At 69.8% G+C, this 14,669-nt stretch carries 14 protein-coding genes and 2 pseudogenes; 6 read left to right on the top strand and 10 right to left on the bottom strand.

Annotated features, from left to right (window positions below; all coding sequences use genetic code 11):
* Nucleotides 1-1,060: IS3 family transposase (locus ABT009_RS21505; RefSeq protein ID WP_351297102.1), on the top strand; the 1,060-nt coding region annotated here is incomplete at its 5' end.
* Nucleotides 1,061-1,091: 31 nt separating this feature from the next.
* Here ABT009_RS21505 and ABT009_RS21510 read toward each other — a convergent pair.
* The 4 genes and pseudogenes from ABT009_RS21510 to ABT009_RS21525 all read right to left on the bottom strand — a co-directional run.
* Nucleotides 1,092-1,239: pseudogene (locus tag ABT009_RS21510) on the bottom strand (CoA-transferase); the annotation flags it as partial.
* A gap of 127 nt (nucleotides 1,240-1,366) precedes the next feature.
* Nucleotides 1,367-2,311 carry a fumarylacetoacetate hydrolase family protein gene (locus ABT009_RS21515; RefSeq protein ID WP_351297105.1) on the bottom strand — a complete coding sequence of 315 codons (945 nt, stop codon included), beginning with the start codon at nucleotides 2,309-2,311 and terminating at the stop codon, nucleotides 1,367-1,369.
* Complete coding sequence (locus ABT009_RS21520) at nucleotides 2,308-3,906, bottom strand: MFS transporter (protein ID WP_351297108.1); 1,599 nt, start codon at nucleotides 3,904-3,906, stop codon at nucleotides 2,308-2,310. Before ABT009_RS21520 ends, ABT009_RS21515 begins: the two co-directional genes overlap by 4 nt.
* 124 nt (nucleotides 3,907-4,030) lie before the next feature.
* Nucleotides 4,031-4,969: an MBL fold metallo-hydrolase gene (locus ABT009_RS21525; RefSeq protein WP_351297111.1), complete on the bottom strand. Its 939-nt coding sequence runs from the start codon at nucleotides 4,967-4,969 to the stop codon at nucleotides 4,031-4,033.
* A 92-nt stretch (nucleotides 4,970-5,061) separates the two neighbouring features.
* Between ABT009_RS21525 and ABT009_RS21530 the strand changes: the two genes are divergently transcribed.
* The gene (locus tag ABT009_RS21530; protein ID WP_351297114.1) at nucleotides 5,062-5,751 is read left to right on the top strand and encodes a TetR/AcrR family transcriptional regulator; all 690 of its coding nucleotides are present in this window, start codon (nucleotides 5,062-5,064) and stop codon (nucleotides 5,749-5,751) included.
* A gap of 393 nt (nucleotides 5,752-6,144) precedes the next feature.
* A complete protein-coding gene (locus tag ABT009_RS21535; protein WP_351297117.1) occupies nucleotides 6,145-6,738 on the top strand; it encodes a carboxylesterase family protein in 594 nt (197 codons plus the stop codon).
* Nucleotides 6,739-6,796: 58 nt separating this feature from the next.
* Here the strand turns inward: ABT009_RS21535 and ABT009_RS21540 are convergent, their stop codons facing one another.
* From ABT009_RS21540 to ABT009_RS21550, 3 genes and pseudogenes are all read right to left on the bottom strand, one after another.
* A complete protein-coding gene (locus ABT009_RS21540; protein WP_351297120.1) occupies nucleotides 6,797-7,564 on the bottom strand; it encodes a glucose 1-dehydrogenase in 768 nt (255 codons plus the stop codon).
* Nucleotides 7,565-7,593: 29 nt separating this feature from the next.
* A complete protein-coding gene (locus ABT009_RS21545; RefSeq protein WP_351297123.1) occupies nucleotides 7,594-7,941 on the bottom strand; it encodes a cyclophilin-like fold protein in 348 nt (115 codons plus the stop codon).
* 209 nt (nucleotides 7,942-8,150) lie between these two features.
* A pseudogene (locus ABT009_RS21550) lies at nucleotides 8,151-8,710 on the bottom strand (Rossmann-fold NAD(P)-binding domain-containing protein).
* Between the two features lie 197 nt (nucleotides 8,711-8,907).
* Here ABT009_RS21550 and ABT009_RS21555 point away from each other — a divergent pair.
* Both ABT009_RS21555 and ABT009_RS21560 read left to right on the top strand, forming a co-directional pair.
* Complete coding sequence (locus ABT009_RS21555) at nucleotides 8,908-9,789, top strand: helix-turn-helix domain-containing protein (RefSeq protein WP_351297126.1); 882 nt, start codon at nucleotides 8,908-8,910, stop codon at nucleotides 9,787-9,789.
* A gap of 39 nt (nucleotides 9,790-9,828) precedes the next feature.
* A complete protein-coding gene (locus tag ABT009_RS21560) occupies nucleotides 9,829-10,500 on the top strand; it encodes an N-acetylmuramoyl-L-alanine amidase (protein ID WP_351297129.1) in 672 nt (223 codons plus the stop codon).
* 95 nt (nucleotides 10,501-10,595) lie between these two features.
* Here the strand turns inward: ABT009_RS21560 and ABT009_RS21565 are convergent, their stop codons facing one another.
* Nucleotides 10,596-11,534 (bottom strand): aldo/keto reductase, encoded by a 939-nt coding sequence (locus ABT009_RS21565; protein ID WP_351297132.1) that lies wholly within the window; start codon nucleotides 11,532-11,534, stop codon nucleotides 10,596-10,598.
* Nucleotides 11,535-11,633: 99 nt separating this feature from the next.
* Between ABT009_RS21565 and ABT009_RS21570 the strand changes: the two genes are divergently transcribed.
* Entirely contained in the window at nucleotides 11,634-12,218 is a 585-nt protein-coding gene (locus ABT009_RS21570) for a TetR/AcrR family transcriptional regulator (protein WP_351297135.1), read from the top strand.
* A gap of 218 nt (nucleotides 12,219-12,436) precedes the next feature.
* Here ABT009_RS21570 and moaA read toward each other — a convergent pair whose 3' ends face one another.
* Both moaA and ABT009_RS21580 read right to left on the bottom strand, forming a co-directional pair.
* Entirely contained in the window at nucleotides 12,437-13,426 is a 990-nt protein-coding gene (gene moaA, locus ABT009_RS21575; RefSeq protein ID WP_351297138.1) for a GTP 3',8-cyclase MoaA, read from the bottom strand.
* Complete coding sequence (locus tag ABT009_RS21580) at nucleotides 13,416-14,525, bottom strand: XdhC family protein (RefSeq protein ID WP_351297141.1); 1,110 nt, start codon at nucleotides 14,523-14,525, stop codon at nucleotides 13,416-13,418. The genes moaA and ABT009_RS21580 overlap by 11 nt, the downstream gene beginning before the upstream one ends.
* Between the last annotated feature and the right edge of the window lie 144 nt (nucleotides 14,526-14,669).

The raw sequence follows: 14,669 nt of genomic DNA on the forward strand, positions 1-14,669 counted from the left end.
AGCCTCGTTGACCGTACGCAAGGTCGCCGATAGCACGGGGGCCTGGTCGGCCTCCGGTATCAGCTTCACCTGCGTCACGATCTTCACGGGCAAGACCGTAGCATTGATCTATGTCACCACGCTGGGAGCCAAACCCCCACATCCGCAGGGGCCGTACGGTCGTCTACACCCCTTCACGCGCACTTGGTCTTCACACCCACTGCACATCGCCTCCTCCACCTACTACCGCTGGCGCCGCGCCGAGAAGGAGCCGTGCGAGCGGCGCCGCCAGGACGCGGAGCTGACGGAGAAAATCCAGCGGATCCATGCCGACTCCGGCGGGACCTACGGCTCACCGCGCGCACACGCCGCCCTGAAGCGTCAGGGCGTGCACGTCGGCCGCAAGCGGGTCGAGCGCCTGATGCGCGAGGACGGCCTCGCGGGCATCAGCCCGCGCCGCACGGGCTTCACGCGCCGAGATCCCAAGGCCACTTTGACCCCGGACCTGGTGCAGCGGGACTTCACCGAACTCGCGCCGAACCGGCTGTGGGTCACCGACCTCACCATGATCGCCACCGGCGAAGGCCCCCTGTGGCTGTCCGCGATCCGCGACGCGTTCTCCCGCCGCGTCGTCGCGTGGGAGACCTCGGCCCGCGCGGACGCGGACCTGGTCCTGTCCTCGCTGGAGTACGCCCTGGCCAGCCGGGAGGTCGAGCCCGGACAGCTCATTCACCACGCGGACCACGGCTGCCAATACACAGCCATCAAGCTCACAACACGCCTGCTACGAGCAGGAATTGAGGCATCCATGGGGTCCGTCGGGGACTCCTACGATAACGCTCTGGCCGAGAACCTGTGGATACTGATCAAGACCGAGTGCGTCCGCGGCCGCGTCTTCGCCACCCGCGCCGAGGCGAACCTTGCACTCTTCGAGTACATCGACGGCTTCTATAACAGCCGGCGCATCCAAGCCCGGCTCGGCTGGCTCAGCCCCATCGAGTTCGAGGAGAAGTACTACACCGACCAGGCGTCGGCCGAACAAGCGAACCTGAAACCCCGTCACCCCTCCCTGACCAGCTGATCAGCACCTCCCGCACAACGGGGGAACCTCACACGCGCAGGCGGCCAGCGCCCTGCGCATGCAAGGCGCCGATGAGCGCGGTGGGTATGCCGCACAGTCCGAAGCCGCCCACCGCCAGCAAGGCCCCCTTCCGGTATGTCGGCGACCGCCTCGGCGGCCGAGGCCATGACCTTGTCCACGTTGTGCATGCCATTCTCCCGGTTCCGGACTCGTGTCCGGAACCGGGCATTGCCAAGCGCCTGCTATTCGCGGGCGTCCAATGCGCTCACGCCGTGGTCCGAACCCGCCCCGGGGCGTACAGGAAGGTCAGTACCTGCGGCGGGCGGGTGGCAGAGGGACCTGCGCGACGCCCTCGACGACGGTGTTGCTGATGGTGCCGATGCCCTCGACCGACATGGTGATTGTGTCGCCGGGCGCAAGCGGCGGGGGTTCGAGGACGCCGTTGCGGCCCCAGAGTTCGGCCAGGCAGCCGCCGTTACCGCAGGTGCCGGAGCCCAGGATGTCGCCGGGACGGACCCAGGTGCCGCGGGAGGCGTACGCCGCCATCTCCTCGAACGTCCAGGCCATGTTGACCAGTTGGTCCTGGCCGACGGTCTCGCCGTTGACCTGGACGGTGAGGGCGAGGTCCAGGAAGCCCTCCGGGTTGCGGTGGGGTTCGAGTTCGTCGGCGGTGACGAGCCAGGGGCCGAGGGTCGTTGAGGTGTCCTTGCCCTTGGCCGGGCCGAGTTTGACGCGCATCTCGCGGCCCTGGATCTCGCGGGCGGACCAGTCGTTGAGGATCGTGTAGCCGAGGATGTGGTTGCGTGCCTGCTCGGGGGTGAGGTCCCGGCCTGCCTTGCCGATGACGGCGGCCACTTCGAGTTCGAAGTCGAAGCGGTGGCAGCCCGGCGGCACGGGCACGTCGTCGTGGGCGCCGATCATCGCGTACGGATTGGTGAAGTAGAAGGCGGGCGCTGCGTACCACTCCTCGGGCACGGTGTCGGCGTACCCTCGGGCGACGCCCTCGACATGGGTCTCGAAGGTCATGTAATCGCGTACGGTCGGTGGTTGCAGCGGAGGCAGCAGCCGTACGTCGGTCAGGGGAAGCGGCAGGGAGCCGGTCAGGGCGCGTTCTCCCGCGAGGCGCAGGGACTCCCCGCCTTCTGTGATCAGGTCCAGCAGGTCGACGGGGTGTTCGAAGGGGTGGACCTGGTCGTCGGCGACGACTCCCGACTGCCGCTTCCCGTCGTGGACGAAGCTCGCGAACTTCACGCCGCACTCGCCTCCGTCTCGGCCGGACGGGTGCCGCTGGGCCGGATTCCGATGAAGACGGCGGCGATCACGGCGGCTACCACACAGGCGGCGGCGGTGAGGATCAGTCCGTTGTTGAAGCCGTGGGCGAGGGCGTCCGTGGTGTACGGGGCGAGCTTGGCGCTGAGGGGGCCGAGGTCGGCGGTGTGCAGGGCCAGCGGGCCGCCCTCGTGCAGGACGGCGGAGGCGATGCCCTGCTCCTTGGGGGTCAGTCCCGCGTCGGCGAGGCTGCCGGTCAGCTGGCTCGTGGCCATGCCGAGGGCGACGGCGCCGATGACGGCCGGGCCTAGGGTCTGGCCGAGGTCGCGGACCAGGCTGGTGGTGGCGCTGGCCATGCCGGTCAGGCTGTGCGGGACGGTGTTGACGGCGGCGGCGGTGATCGCGGCGACGACCAGGCCGAAGCCGACACCGTTCAGGATCAGCGAGCCGAGGATGGGCAGCACGCCCGTCTCGTGGATCGGTACCGCCCTCAGCCACAGCTGGCCCGCGGCCATCGCGAGGAAACCGGTGACGAGCATCGGGCCGGGGCCGACGCGGTGCAGCAGGCGCACCAGCACGGGCCAGATGAACGGGGTGCACGCCTGGATGATCAGGACGGGCACCGCGGCCCGGAAGGGGCTCTGGTGCTGGATGACCCCAAGCCGGATGCTCAGGTCGTACGCGCCGCCGAGGAAGCCCAGCATGCCGATCACCGCCATCGCGGCCGACGCGGCGAACGCCGGGATGCGGAAGAGCTCCAGCCGCAGCATCGGGGCGGCGCTGCGGTTCTCCACCCACACGAACGCGGCGATGAAGACGGCGAAGGCGACGAAGGACAGCACGATGGGTGCCGAGCTCCAGCCGTCGGAGGGGCCCTGGATGATGCCGTACAGCAGGGCGAGCATGGCCACGGCGATGGCGATCTGACCGGGCCAGTCCAGCGAGCGGCCCTCCGGAGCGCTGGACTCGGTGGCCAAAAGCCAGGCCGCCACCGCGGTGAGGACGGCCAGCACGCCGGTCACGCCGAACGCCCACTGGAACGCGACACGCTCGGCGAGCCCGCCGGACAGCAGCGGGGCGATGAAGGCACCCAGCGACAGGGCTGTGGTCCAGGAGGCCAGCCCCTTGGCCCGCGCTGCCGGTGTGGTCGTGACTGCGGTGATCATCGACAGGGAGGCGGGGAAGAGTGCGGCGGCTCCGATGCCGGAGAGCGCCTGACCGGTGACGAGCTGGGCTGCCGAGTCGGAGGTGGCGGACACCAGGTAGCCGACGGCGGCCAGCAGTGCCGCCCCCACCACCAGCTTCTTACGGCCGTACAGGTCACCCACGACGCCGAAGGTCAGCGCAAGGACGGCGGCGGGCACAAGGAAGGCGTCGCTGATCCAGGTCAGTTCGGCGCCGGACGTCTGGAGAGTGCGCTGCATGACGCCGTTGATCGCGGCGGGCAGGACCAGACCGATCTGGGCCAGGCATACGGCCAGACAGCCGACGATGATCGTGCCGGTGTGCCGTGCCGGGACGGCCGTCGCGGCGTCGGATGGCGCGGCGGGTGGGTCGTAGGCAGGGGTGGAGACCATCTCTCCTCCTTGGAGGGGTTGGCGGGATGTACGGCCCGAGGGGACGGTGGGGAGCTGGGCGTACCGGGAGGGGGGCGGTGCGCCGTCGGCGGAGGGTGGGGCCTCGTCAGGGCAGGGGGCGTCGTCAAACTCGGGGGCAGAGCTCGGCCATGCAGCCGAACAGCCCGGGTCCGTCGAGCCGGGGCAGTGAGGGGTCGAGTTCCCGGTAGACGGTGTGCACGTTGACGGCGAGGCGCTCGCTCTCGTCCAGGTCCGCGAAGCGGCCGAGGCGGATGTCACGCGCCGCGTCCATGGCCGGCATGCCGGCGGTGAAGCGGGCGGTGGCCTGCTCGTGCACGTATGCAAGGTAGTCGCGGATCTCGCGGACGGCCTGCTTGGTGGTGACGGGGCCGTGACCGGGCACGACGATGTCGGCGTCGAGGCCGAGCAGCAGGTCGCAGGCGGCGAGCCAGCGGGCGAAGGGTCCGTGCCAGACGACCGGCGCCGCCCCGGCGAACACGATGTCGCCGGTGTAGACGATCCCAGCCTGCGGCACGTGCACGATCGTGTCCCCAGCGCTGTGCGCGGGGCCCACGTCGATGAGGTGGACCTCCGTCCCGCCGATGTCCAGGACCGTCTCGCCGTCGAAGACCCGGTTCGGAAGGGTCGGTTCGATGCCGGCGTAGTCGAAGCGGTCGAAGATCCGGTGGGCGAAGTGCCCGGCGGGACTCTCCATGCCGGTCAGCGCCCGCATCTCGGCCGGACCCACCTGCCGCATGTCTGCCACGGATCCACGGGCCGCGATGATCTCGGCGTGGGCCACGAGCTGGTTGCCGAACCAGTGGTCGCCGTTGCCGTGAGTGTTGACCACGGTGGAGATCGGCGCGGGGGCCGTCAGCGGTGCCAGCGCGTCGAGCATGGTCCGGGTCAGCCGCAGGTCGTAGAGGGTGTCGACGAGCAGTGACTCGTCCCGGCCGGTGATCAGACCGGCGTTGCTCATGCCCCATCCGACCGCGTCGGCGATCCAGGCGTAACAGCCGTGTCCGAGCTCGACGCAGCCCGTCCGGGATGTCACGGAAGCCACGTTGCCTCCTGTCTCGTCCCGCATCAGATTGCGAGACTTCAGTACATTGCTGGACTCAAGTCCATCAATGGCCGACAATCTAAGAAGGCGTGATGGTGACGTCAATACCCGTGCAGCCCTGTGCTGTACTGGAGGCCATGAAGATCCCGGAGGCAGGAGCCGAGACCGCGCACGCGCCCGCCGGACGGCGAGAACGCAAACGACAGCAGGTGCGCGACCAGCTCTACACCGCGGCGCTGCACCTGTTCGTCAACCAGGGGTACGAGGCGACGACCATGGACCAGATCGCCGAAACCGCGGACGTCGCCCGGGCCACAGTCTTCAACCACTTCTCACAGAAGGTCGGCTTTCTGGAGGAATGGGGAGTTCGCCGCCGCGCCCGCGTCGACGAGATCCTCGGCGCACAGCACGCCGAGGACCTGCCGGTCGGCGACCGGCTCCGCCGCTACCTGAAGGAGATGGCCGACCTCAACGCCGCCTCCCGCACAGAGACCACCGTCTTGATGGACGCCTCCGCACGGTACGGCGGTCTCCTGCAGGACCCGTCTCTGGAGATCGAACTCGCCAGGATCGTCGAACAGGGTCGGCAACGAGGAGAGATCAGGTCGGGCGTCGACTGCGACCAGGCCGGACAACTGCTGGCCGCCGGCTACTTCACGACGATCCTGCGCTGGATCCGCGAGGAACCGGCCCCCTTCGACATCCACCAACGCCTCGCCGGCGCGCTAGACATCATCCTGCTGGGCCTCCTTGTCAGCGAGGCGCATCCCGACGAACCCTGACAGCTTCGGAGTTGCTTGCGGTGCACTGCCGACGAGGAACGTACTGATCTGCATCACATGCTGCTGACGGCGGTTCAGGGCTCCCCTTTCCGAGAGCCGCGCCTTGAACCGAGCGGTCACGAGACCGGAACGGGCGGTCGGCCCGCGCTGAACGCCAACTCCAACACCACACCCCAGCAGACGACTTTGGACCGGGCACGGACCTGCGAGACGGTCCCGCCCCTGGTCACCCCGGTCGGCCGCACCACCGCGATGGGCACCTTCGGGCGCCTACCAGCTCAAGAAGGCGGCCGACGCCACCGTTCAAGGCGGCTGCGGCGGGCGCCGTCGCGCTCCAGCGAGCGAAACTCGTTGCGGGCGGCACGGCTCACCAGGTCGCGGCGGCACGAAGGCATGCTGAGTAGATACGACGCGCCATCGTGGATGGAGGCCGAGCCGTTCATGGGCTCGCCCGTCTGCACTCGCCGCTTCGAGACCCTCGCCCGGCAGGCGACGGGCGAGCGCGCTTGGCCCCGGCTCCTGAAGGTCTACGACGACACCGCCCTGCCCGGACGCACGACCCTCAACGACGTGCTCAGCGGCTGGTTCGTCGTCATGCCCTCGGTCTGGCTGGCCGAGTACGCCCACCGCGCCGGAGCCCGAGTGTGGCAGTACACCTTCGACTACGCGCAGGCCGAGCCCTTCGGGCCCACGCACGGCAGCGACGTCCAGTTCACCTTCGGCAACTGGGGCCAGGGCGACTTCACCGGGGCCGCGCCGGCCGACCTCCCGACGGCACGGGCCCTGTCCGTGAAGATGGTGGACTCCTTCGCCGCGTTCGCCCAGCACGGAACGCCTGCGACCCGGGCACTGCCGGACTGGCCGGCCTTCACCCCTCGCGACCGGGCGTGCCTGTCGTTCGACGTGGAGACGCGTCTGGTGCGCGACCGCCTCGCCGACGCGCGGCGCGAGGCGTGGGACGGGGTCGATCCCTTCGCCGTCTGTTGATGTCTGAAGCTGCCGTGGGAGAGCCGCCGTCAGTTGCGTGACGGTGGCTCCCACGCCGCTATCGGGCGACGTAGCCGCCATCGACGGGGAGGGCGACGCCTACGACGAAACTGGCTCCCGGGCTGCACAGCCACAGGACCGCCTGGGCGATCTCCTCAGCCGTACCGAGGCGGTTGATGGGCTGGTTCGCCTCGGCCTCGGCGCGATCGAGCTCCCCCTTGGCGATCATGTCGCTGACCATGAGGGTGTCGATGGTGCCGGGGCAGACGGCGTTGATACGGATGCCGCGAGGGGCGTATTCCAGGGCCGCACTGGTCGTCAGGCCGATCACTCCGTGCTTGGAGGCGTGGTAGGAGGCCCGGCCGGGGAGGCCGACCAGGCCGCCGAGCGAGGAGCAGTTGACGATGGCGCCGCTGCCCTGGGCGCGCATGTGCCGCAGCTCGTGCTTCATACAGGCCCACACGCCGCGGAGGTTGATGGCGTTGACGCGGTCGAACCGCTCGGCGGGTTCGTCGGCTGCGTCGCTGGGCGGGATCTGGATGCCCGCGTTGTTGTAGGCCATGTCGAGGCGGCCGAAGGTCTCGACGGTGCGGTCGACCGCGGCGGCGACCTGCTCTTCGTCGCTGGCGTCGCAGGTGAGGGCCGTTGCTCGGTGGCCGGCGTCGGTGAGTTCCTTGACGCCTGCGTTCAGGGCGGCTTCGTCGATGTCCGTGAGGGCGACGGCGGCTCCGGACTCGGCGAAGGCGCGGGCGGTCGCCAGCCCCATGCCGGAGCCGGCTCCGGTGACCAGGGCGACCTGGCCGGTGAAGTCGTAGGTGGGGTTCACGTGATTTTCTCCGTTGAGAGTGGGCCGGGTCAGGAGGCGGCTTCGATGGTGACCTTGGTGGCGGTGGCGAGGCGCTCGGTGTCGCCGTTCACGTGGCCGAGGATGATCAGGCCGGCATCGCTGGAGCCGCTGCCTCGGTAGAAGAGGGCCAGGTTGCCCCAGGGCGCGTAATACGCCAGGTCACCGGGCTTGGCTTCGGCGGCGTCCGGGGCGCCGGAGGTGGACAGCCGACGGGGTAGATCAGCGGTCTTCTCCGTCTGGTGGAAGTCGCTCAGGTTCAGCGTGAGCGGGAGCAGGGCTGCGAAGTCGCGGGCCGTGGCGCTGTCGTTCAGGGTGGCGTCGACCCGGTGGCCGTCGATGGTGAGCCGGATGTTCATGGCGGTGTCCTTGTCATCAGACGGTGAGACTGGTGGCGTGGCAGTCGGCGTTCGCTGTGACGCGGAAGCGGAGGACGAGGACGGGGAAGCCGGGGACGGGGAGGGTGGCGCCTCGGCGGTACAGGCCGTCACTGCAAGCAGTAAGGCGGTCGGGACGGCGCGGGCAAGGCTGGAACGGGTGGTCGGGCTCACGGCATCCTCCAGGGGCGTCAGTCGGGCAGCGGCTCGGCGTAGTGGCGGAAGCCGTCGCGCTTGAGGTGGATGTCGTACAGGCGCTGGGCCAGCACCTCGGGGCTGCTGTGCTCGGCGTCCGGCCGGATCGCGCCGGGGATGATCAACTGGGCGGCGTGGATGTTCTCCGGGGCGAGGGCGTCGTAGAGCATGCGGGCGTAGGCGCTCTCGGCGGCGAAGGCAATCGAGGTGCCGGCCCGGTCGGGGTGGGGTCGTACGGCGCTGCCGCCGTTGACGAACAGCAGGGTGCCGCGGCCGAGTGCGCGCATGCCGGGCAGGACGGCGTTGACCGCGGTGACGGGTCCCTTGACGGAGAAGGCGAGGGGCGCGTCGAGGTCGTCGGCGCTGGTGTCGAGGACCGGCTTCATGAAGTCGGCGCGGGGCACGGGGCTGTACTGCAGGATCTCGATCGGCCCCAGGGCGGCTGCGGCCGCGTACAGGGCCGCGTCCTGGCGACGGTGTGGCCGGCGGTTCCGAAGCGGCGTGCGGTGGCGAGCCCGAGGCCGGGGCCGGCGCCGACGAGGGCGAAGGTCGTCATGGTGAGTCCTTGTGGGTGGAGGGGCTTCGCTCAGGCTTGGGGAGGACCTTGCCGGCACGGCGCTCGGATCGCCGCGCAGGCTGCTCTATGTCGAGCCTCACACGCCAAGGCAAGAGCGAAAAGCGGAGAAAGACAGTCCGGGGAGGGAGACATCCTGGGTGGAAACTCTCCCTCCTTCCTCAGGTGCGTTCGGTGTCATGCTGAGCGGCATGACCGGCAATGTTCCCCTCAACGAGCTGGGAGAATTCCTCAAGAAGCGCCGCGCCGAGCTGAGCCCGCGCACCGTCGGCCTGCCCGACAACGGCGGCCCCCGCCGGGTCGCCGGGCTGCGCCGCGAAGAGGTCGCCCAGCTCGCCAGCATCAGCACCGACTACTACACGCGTCTCGAACAGGGCCGTATGCAGGCGTCCGCGCCCGTGCTCGACGTCCTGGCCCGGGTGCTCCACCTGGACGACGACGAGCGCGGTTACCTCTTCCAGCTCGCCGGCAAGACCACCACGCGCCCCCGGAGCCGAGGCCGGCAGAAGGTCCAGCCGCAGCTGCAGCGGGTGCTGGACGATCTCACCGCGACCCCGGCCATCGTGCAGGGCCGGCGCGGGGACATCCTGGCCTGGAACGCGCTGGCGGCCGCGCTGGTCACCGACTTCTCCCGGATCCCGGAGAAGCACCGCAACTACCCGCGGCTCATCTTCACGGATCCGGCCATGCGCACGCTGTACGCCGACTGGGAGACCTCCGCGCGGCTCGCCGTGGCGCAGCTGCGGATGGAAGCCGCGCAGTATCCCGAGGATCCTCGCCTCATCGAGCTGGTCGGTGAACTGTCCCTGCGTGACAAGCAGTTCGCCCAGTGGTGGGGCGACCACCGCGTCGCGGCCCGCACGGTGGGCACGAAGACCCTCAACCACCCGGTGGTCGGCGAACTCGTCCTGGACTGGGACACGTTGACCGCCAACACCGACCCGGACCAGCACCTCACCGTCTGGACGGCCGCACCCGGCTCCCCCACGCACGAGCGGCTGCGCATCCTAGCCTCCTGGGCCGCCGACCAGAACCTGCTGGCCTCTCCCCCTCTCGCCTGACCACGGTCGGGCTCCTATTCGCCGAGCAGGCACCTCACCATGAACGACATACCCAACGGCCAACTGCCGCCGCCCCGGCGTGAGCCGTCCCGCCCCACCACGACCCGCCGCGCCCTTCTGTTCGGTGCGGGAGCCGCACTCGTCGTCGGCCTCGGCAGCGCGGCAGTCAGCGTCGGCGACGACCTTCCGGGACAGCGTCGCGCGCTGCGGGACGGAACGGTCGACCAGTCCTCCGCCCAGTGGATCGCCGCGTCGGCCGCCAACTACCGCTACGCCGACCGGCCCGACGACTACACCATCGACCGCATCGTCATCCACGTCACCCAGTCCCGCTTCACCGCGGCCGCCCGGGCCTTCCAGGACCCGGGGCACCGTGCCGCCGCCCACTACCTGGTCCGCGCCTCCGACGGACACGTCGCCCAGCTGGTCCGGGAGGCGGACGTGGCGTATCACGCGGGCAATCGGGAGTGGAACGATCGCAGCATCGGCATCGAGCACGAGGGCTTCGTCGACGCGCCGGACCGCTGGTTCACCGATGCCGCCTACCAAGCCTCCGCCGAGTTGGCGGCAGCCATCAGCGCCCGCTACGACATCCCTGTCGACCGCGAGCACATCGTCGGCCACAACGAGGTCCCCGGTGCCACGCACACCGACCCCGGCCCGTACTGGGACTGGGACCGCTACCTGCGCCTGGTGCACGCCGCCGGGTAACAGGCGCCCGTTACACACGAGTTGAACGATGAGTGCGGGTCGCCTGCCCGTAGCGGCCAGCCGTGCTCCGGTGGGCCGGCGGGCGGGTGCGGGTGTCACATACCTCGTCCGCCGATGCCTCCGTCGGGTGCGATCTCGTCGATGCGGGCGAGGTCGTCGGCGGTCAGCTCGATGTCGGCGGCGGCGATGTTCTGCGCGACGCGCTCGGGGTTGCGCGAGCCGGGGATCGGAACGATGTAGTCCTTCTTCGCCAGCAGCCAGGCCAGGGCGAGCTGCGACAGGGAGACACCCTTGCTCTCCGCGAGCTTGGTGAGCTCGCTGACGATGGAGAGGTTCTGGTCGAAGTTCTCCGGGGCCCACCAGGGAATCATCTGGCGGAAGTCGCTCGCGTCGTAGTGCTCACGGGACTTGACCGCGCCACTGAGGAAACCACGGGCGAGCGGGGAGTAGGCGACCAGCCCGATGCCGAGCTCCTCCAGTACGGGGAAGAACTGCTCGGAGTCGTGGGCGAAGATCGAGTACTCGTGCTGGAGGACCGAGATCGGGTGCACCGCGTGGGCGCGGCGGATGGCGTCCGTGTCGGTGTTGGACAGGCCGAGGTACTTGACCTTGCCGGCGTCGACGAACTCCTTCATCACACCGACCACGTCCTCGATCGGGACGCTCGGGTCGGGGCCGTGCTGGTAGAGCACGTCGATCACGTCGACGTTCAGGTTGCGGAGGCTGTTCTCGACGACCTCCCGGATGTGCTCCGGCTTCGAGTTCGGAGCGAAGGTCGGAGTGAGGCCGAACTTGGTCGCGATCGTCACCTCGTCGCGGATCGGGGCCAGAGCGTTCCCGAGGAGCTTCTCGCCCCCTCCCCAGCCGTACATCTCCGCGGTGTCGAAGTGGGTCACTCCGAGCTCGTGAGCGCGGCGGATCGCGGCGATCGACCCGGTGTCCTCCGAGGGACCGTAGCCCACTGCGGTGCCCATCGCGCCGTAGCCGAGCTCGGAGACGGTCAGGCCCTGGCGGCCCAGATTGCGCTGCTGCATGATCTGCTCCCGTAAGTCATACCAAACGGTTCGGTTCGACCATACAGCCATGAGCCGCCGCCGCCAAACCGAACGGTTCGGTTGGGTAAGCTGGGCCTCATGGCCTCCCGTAGCAGCGTCACCGACGCCACCAGTGACCGCATCATTTCCGCGGCCACCACTGAATTCGCCCGTCACGGCATCGCGGGAGCGCGGGTCGAGCGGATCGCCAAGGCAGCGCGCACCAGCAAAGAACGCGTCTATGCGTACTTCCGCAGCAAGGAGGCGCTCTACCGGTTCGTCGCCGGCCGGGAGCTCGCGGCCATGGCCGAGGCTGTTCCCCTGGATCCCGCCGACCTTCCGGGCTACGCCGGCCGCATGCATGACCACGCCATCCGCCACCCCGAACGCCACCGGCTGATGATGTGGGGTCAGCTGGAGCTGCCGGCCGGGGAGGCTCCCTCCGACGACCCGGTACAGGAGTCCCTGCGCCGCAAGATCGAGCTGGTACGCAAGGCGCAGGAGGCCGGCCACCTCGATCCCGCATGGGAGCCGGAGGACATCCTCGTGTTCGTCAGCCAGCTGGCTCTGTCGTGGGCCGGCCAGACCGACCTCGCTCCCCTCGGCGAGGAACGCGACGCCTTCCTGGCGGCCCGCCGGGCAGCCATCGTCGCCGCCGTCCAGCGCCTCTTCCCTGCGGCATGAACCAGCAGTAGCGACCCGACGGTGACGGGCGACAGATTCGTCAGCCATGCCGCAACCCGGCCGATGCGGCCACCCGCTCGTCGCACCTCATTCGAGGCCCCTTTGCATCATGATGGCGCCAAGTCCGTTCCCGCCGCCATCCGCGGAGACGGACACGTACGCGCCAGGCCGCGCCAGCTACTACGAGGAAACGGCCCGGGTATCGACGAGAGAAATACCTAGCCGCCGATTGCTGACATCGGCCTGTCCGGCTGGACGAACGTCGGGTCGTCCAAGCCCGCGCCCGCCTTCTTGCCCCACATCGCCTCGCGCCAGATGCGGGCTATCTCCTCGTCTCCGGCGTCCGAGCGCAGGGCCGCGCGCAGGTCGGTCTCCTCGCTCGCGAACAGGCAGGTGCGGACCTGGCCGTCGGCGGTGAGGCGGGTGCGGTCGCAGGCGGCGCAGAAGGGGCGGGTGACCGAGGCGATGACGCCCACGACGTGCGGGCCGCCGTCGACCAGCCAGCGTTCCGCCGGGGCCGAGCCGCGCATTTCCAAGCCCTCCTCCGTCAGCTCGAAGCGGGTGCGCAGGGAGGTCAGGATGTCCCCGGCGGTGATCATGCCGTCGCGCTTCCAGCCGTGCTGGGCGTCCAGCGGCATCTGCTCGATGAAACGCAGCTCGTAGTCGTGCTCGACCGCCCAGGCCAGCAGGTCGGGGGCCTCGTCGTCGTTCAGGCCCGGCATCAGGACCGAGTTGACCTTCACCGGGGTCAGGCCCGCCTCACGGGCCGCGTACAGGCCCTCGATGACGTCCTTGTGGCGGTCCCGGCGGGTGAGGGTCTTGAAGACGTCCGGGCGCAGGGTGTCCAGGGAGACATTGACCCGGTCCAGGCCCGCCGCCTTCAGGGCGGTCGCGGTGCGCTTGAGGCCGATGCCGTTGGTGGTCAGCGACATCTGGGGGCGGGGCTCCAGGGCCGCGACCCGCTCCACTATGCCCACCAGGCCCGGGCGCAGCAGCGGCTCGCCGCCGGTGAAGCGGACCTCCTCGATACCCAGCGAGGTGACCGCGATGTCGATCAGGCGGACGATCTCGTCGTCCGTGAGCAGATCGGGCTTGGCCAGCCACTGCAGGCCCTCCTCGGGCATGCAGTACGTACAGCGCAGATTGCACCGGTCGGTCAGCGAGACTCTCAGGTCGGTGGCCACTCGGCCGTAGGTGTCAATGAGCATGGATCGGACCGGTGACCCGGGCCAGAGGCAGGCCGGTGCTCTCGTTGGCGTGGGCGATGATCTCGGCGGTGATGGAGATGGCCGTCTCCTCGGGGGTGCGGGCACCGAGGTAAAGGCCGATCGGGGAACGCAATCGGGCCAACTGCCCCTCGGTGACCCCGACTTCACGCAGGCGACGGAGGCGTTCGTCGTGTGTGCGTCGCGAGCCCATCGCACCGACGTAGCCCACAGGCAGGTCAAGTGCCCGCTGCAGCAAGGGGATGTCGAACTTGGCGTCATGGGTCAGCACACACACGGCCGTACGACTGTCCACGGCCGCCCGTGCCAGATAGCGGTGGGGCCAGTCGACGACCACCTCGTCGGCGTGCGGGAAGCGGGCTTCGGTGGCGAAGACGGGGCGGGCGTCGCACACGGTGACGTGGTAGCCGAGGAAGCGGCCGGCCTGAGCGAGGGCGGCGGCGAAGTCTATGGCGCCGAAGATCAGCATGCGAGGGCGGGTGGCGGCCACGCGGACGAGGACGGTGAGCTGCTCGGGGCAGGTGTCGGCGTCTCCGCCGACTGAGAAAACTCCGGTGCGTCCGTTGCGGAGTTGGGCGGTGGCGCGGTCTCCCACGGCTCGGCCGGTCGGCCCATCGCCGAGTGCGCGGTCGGCGATCCAGCTGTCGCCGAGCACGCTCAACGTGGCGCCGAGCAATCCCTCAGCCCCGTCCACGACCTGGGCGATGGCGGCCGACCGCCCCTCGACCGCCTCGGCGAACGCGGCGCCGAGATGCGGCTGGGCGGCGGGGTCGATGCGCTGGACGAGGACGTCTAGTTCGCCGCCGCAGGTCAGCCCGACGGCGAAGGCGTCGTCGTCGGAGTAGCCGAACCAGGCCCGCTGGGCCGGCCCTTGGTCCCGCAGCACCTGCCGGCACAGCTCGTACACCGCGCCTTCGACACAGCCGCCGGAGATGCTGCCGATGGCGTTGCCGTCCTCGTCAACCGCGACCGACGTACCGATGGGCAGGGGTGCGCTGCCGGTGACGTCGACGACGGTGGCCAGGGCGAAGGGGCGTTCCTCGCGGCACCAGCGGTGCAGTGTGCCCGCGATGTTCAGCATGGGGGTCTCCAGAACAGACGGTCGCTGTCGCAGAAGGTGGATCGGGTCGCCGCCGCGTCAACGGGGGCGCATACGCGGCGGCGACCCTGGGAGGTCCGGCAGCCGTACGGGGGGTTCGGCTGCCGGACCCGTCTATGGAGGCGG

This window comes from Streptomyces sp. NPDC002896, from assembly GCF_040295225.1.
Lineage (GTDB): Bacteria > Actinomycetota > Actinomycetes > Streptomycetales > Streptomycetaceae > Streptomyces.

Coding starts and splice junctions, on each gene's coding strand:
- ABT009_RS21520 (WP_351297108.1), bottom strand. CDS start 3,906: ATGGTCTCCACCCCTGCCTACGACCCACCCGCCGCGCCATCCGACGCC.
- ABT009_RS21530 (WP_351297114.1), top strand. CDS start 5,062: ATGGTGACGTCAATACCCGTGCAGCCCTGTGCTGTACTGGAGGCCATG.
- ABT009_RS21535 (WP_351297117.1), top strand. CDS start 6,145: ATGCTGAGTAGATACGACGCGCCATCGTGGATGGAGGCCGAGCCGTTC.
- ABT009_RS21545 (WP_351297123.1), bottom strand. CDS start 7,941: ATGAACATCCGGCTCACCATCGACGGCCACCGGGTCGACGCCACCCTG.
- ABT009_RS21555 (WP_351297126.1), top strand. CDS start 8,908: ATGCTGAGCGGCATGACCGGCAATGTTCCCCTCAACGAGCTGGGAGAA.
- ABT009_RS21560 (WP_351297129.1), top strand. CDS start 9,829: ATGAACGACATACCCAACGGCCAACTGCCGCCGCCCCGGCGTGAGCCG.
- ABT009_RS21565 (WP_351297132.1), bottom strand. CDS start 11,534: ATGCAGCAGCGCAATCTGGGCCGCCAGGGCCTGACCGTCTCCGAGCTC.
- ABT009_RS21570 (WP_351297135.1), top strand. CDS start 11,634: ATGGCCTCCCGTAGCAGCGTCACCGACGCCACCAGTGACCGCATCATT.
- moaA (WP_351297138.1), bottom strand. CDS start 13,426: ATGCTCATTGACACCTACGGCCGAGTGGCCACCGACCTGAGAGTCTCG.
- ABT009_RS21580 (WP_351297141.1), bottom strand. CDS start 14,525: ATGCTGAACATCGCGGGCACACTGCACCGCTGGTGCCGCGAGGAACGC.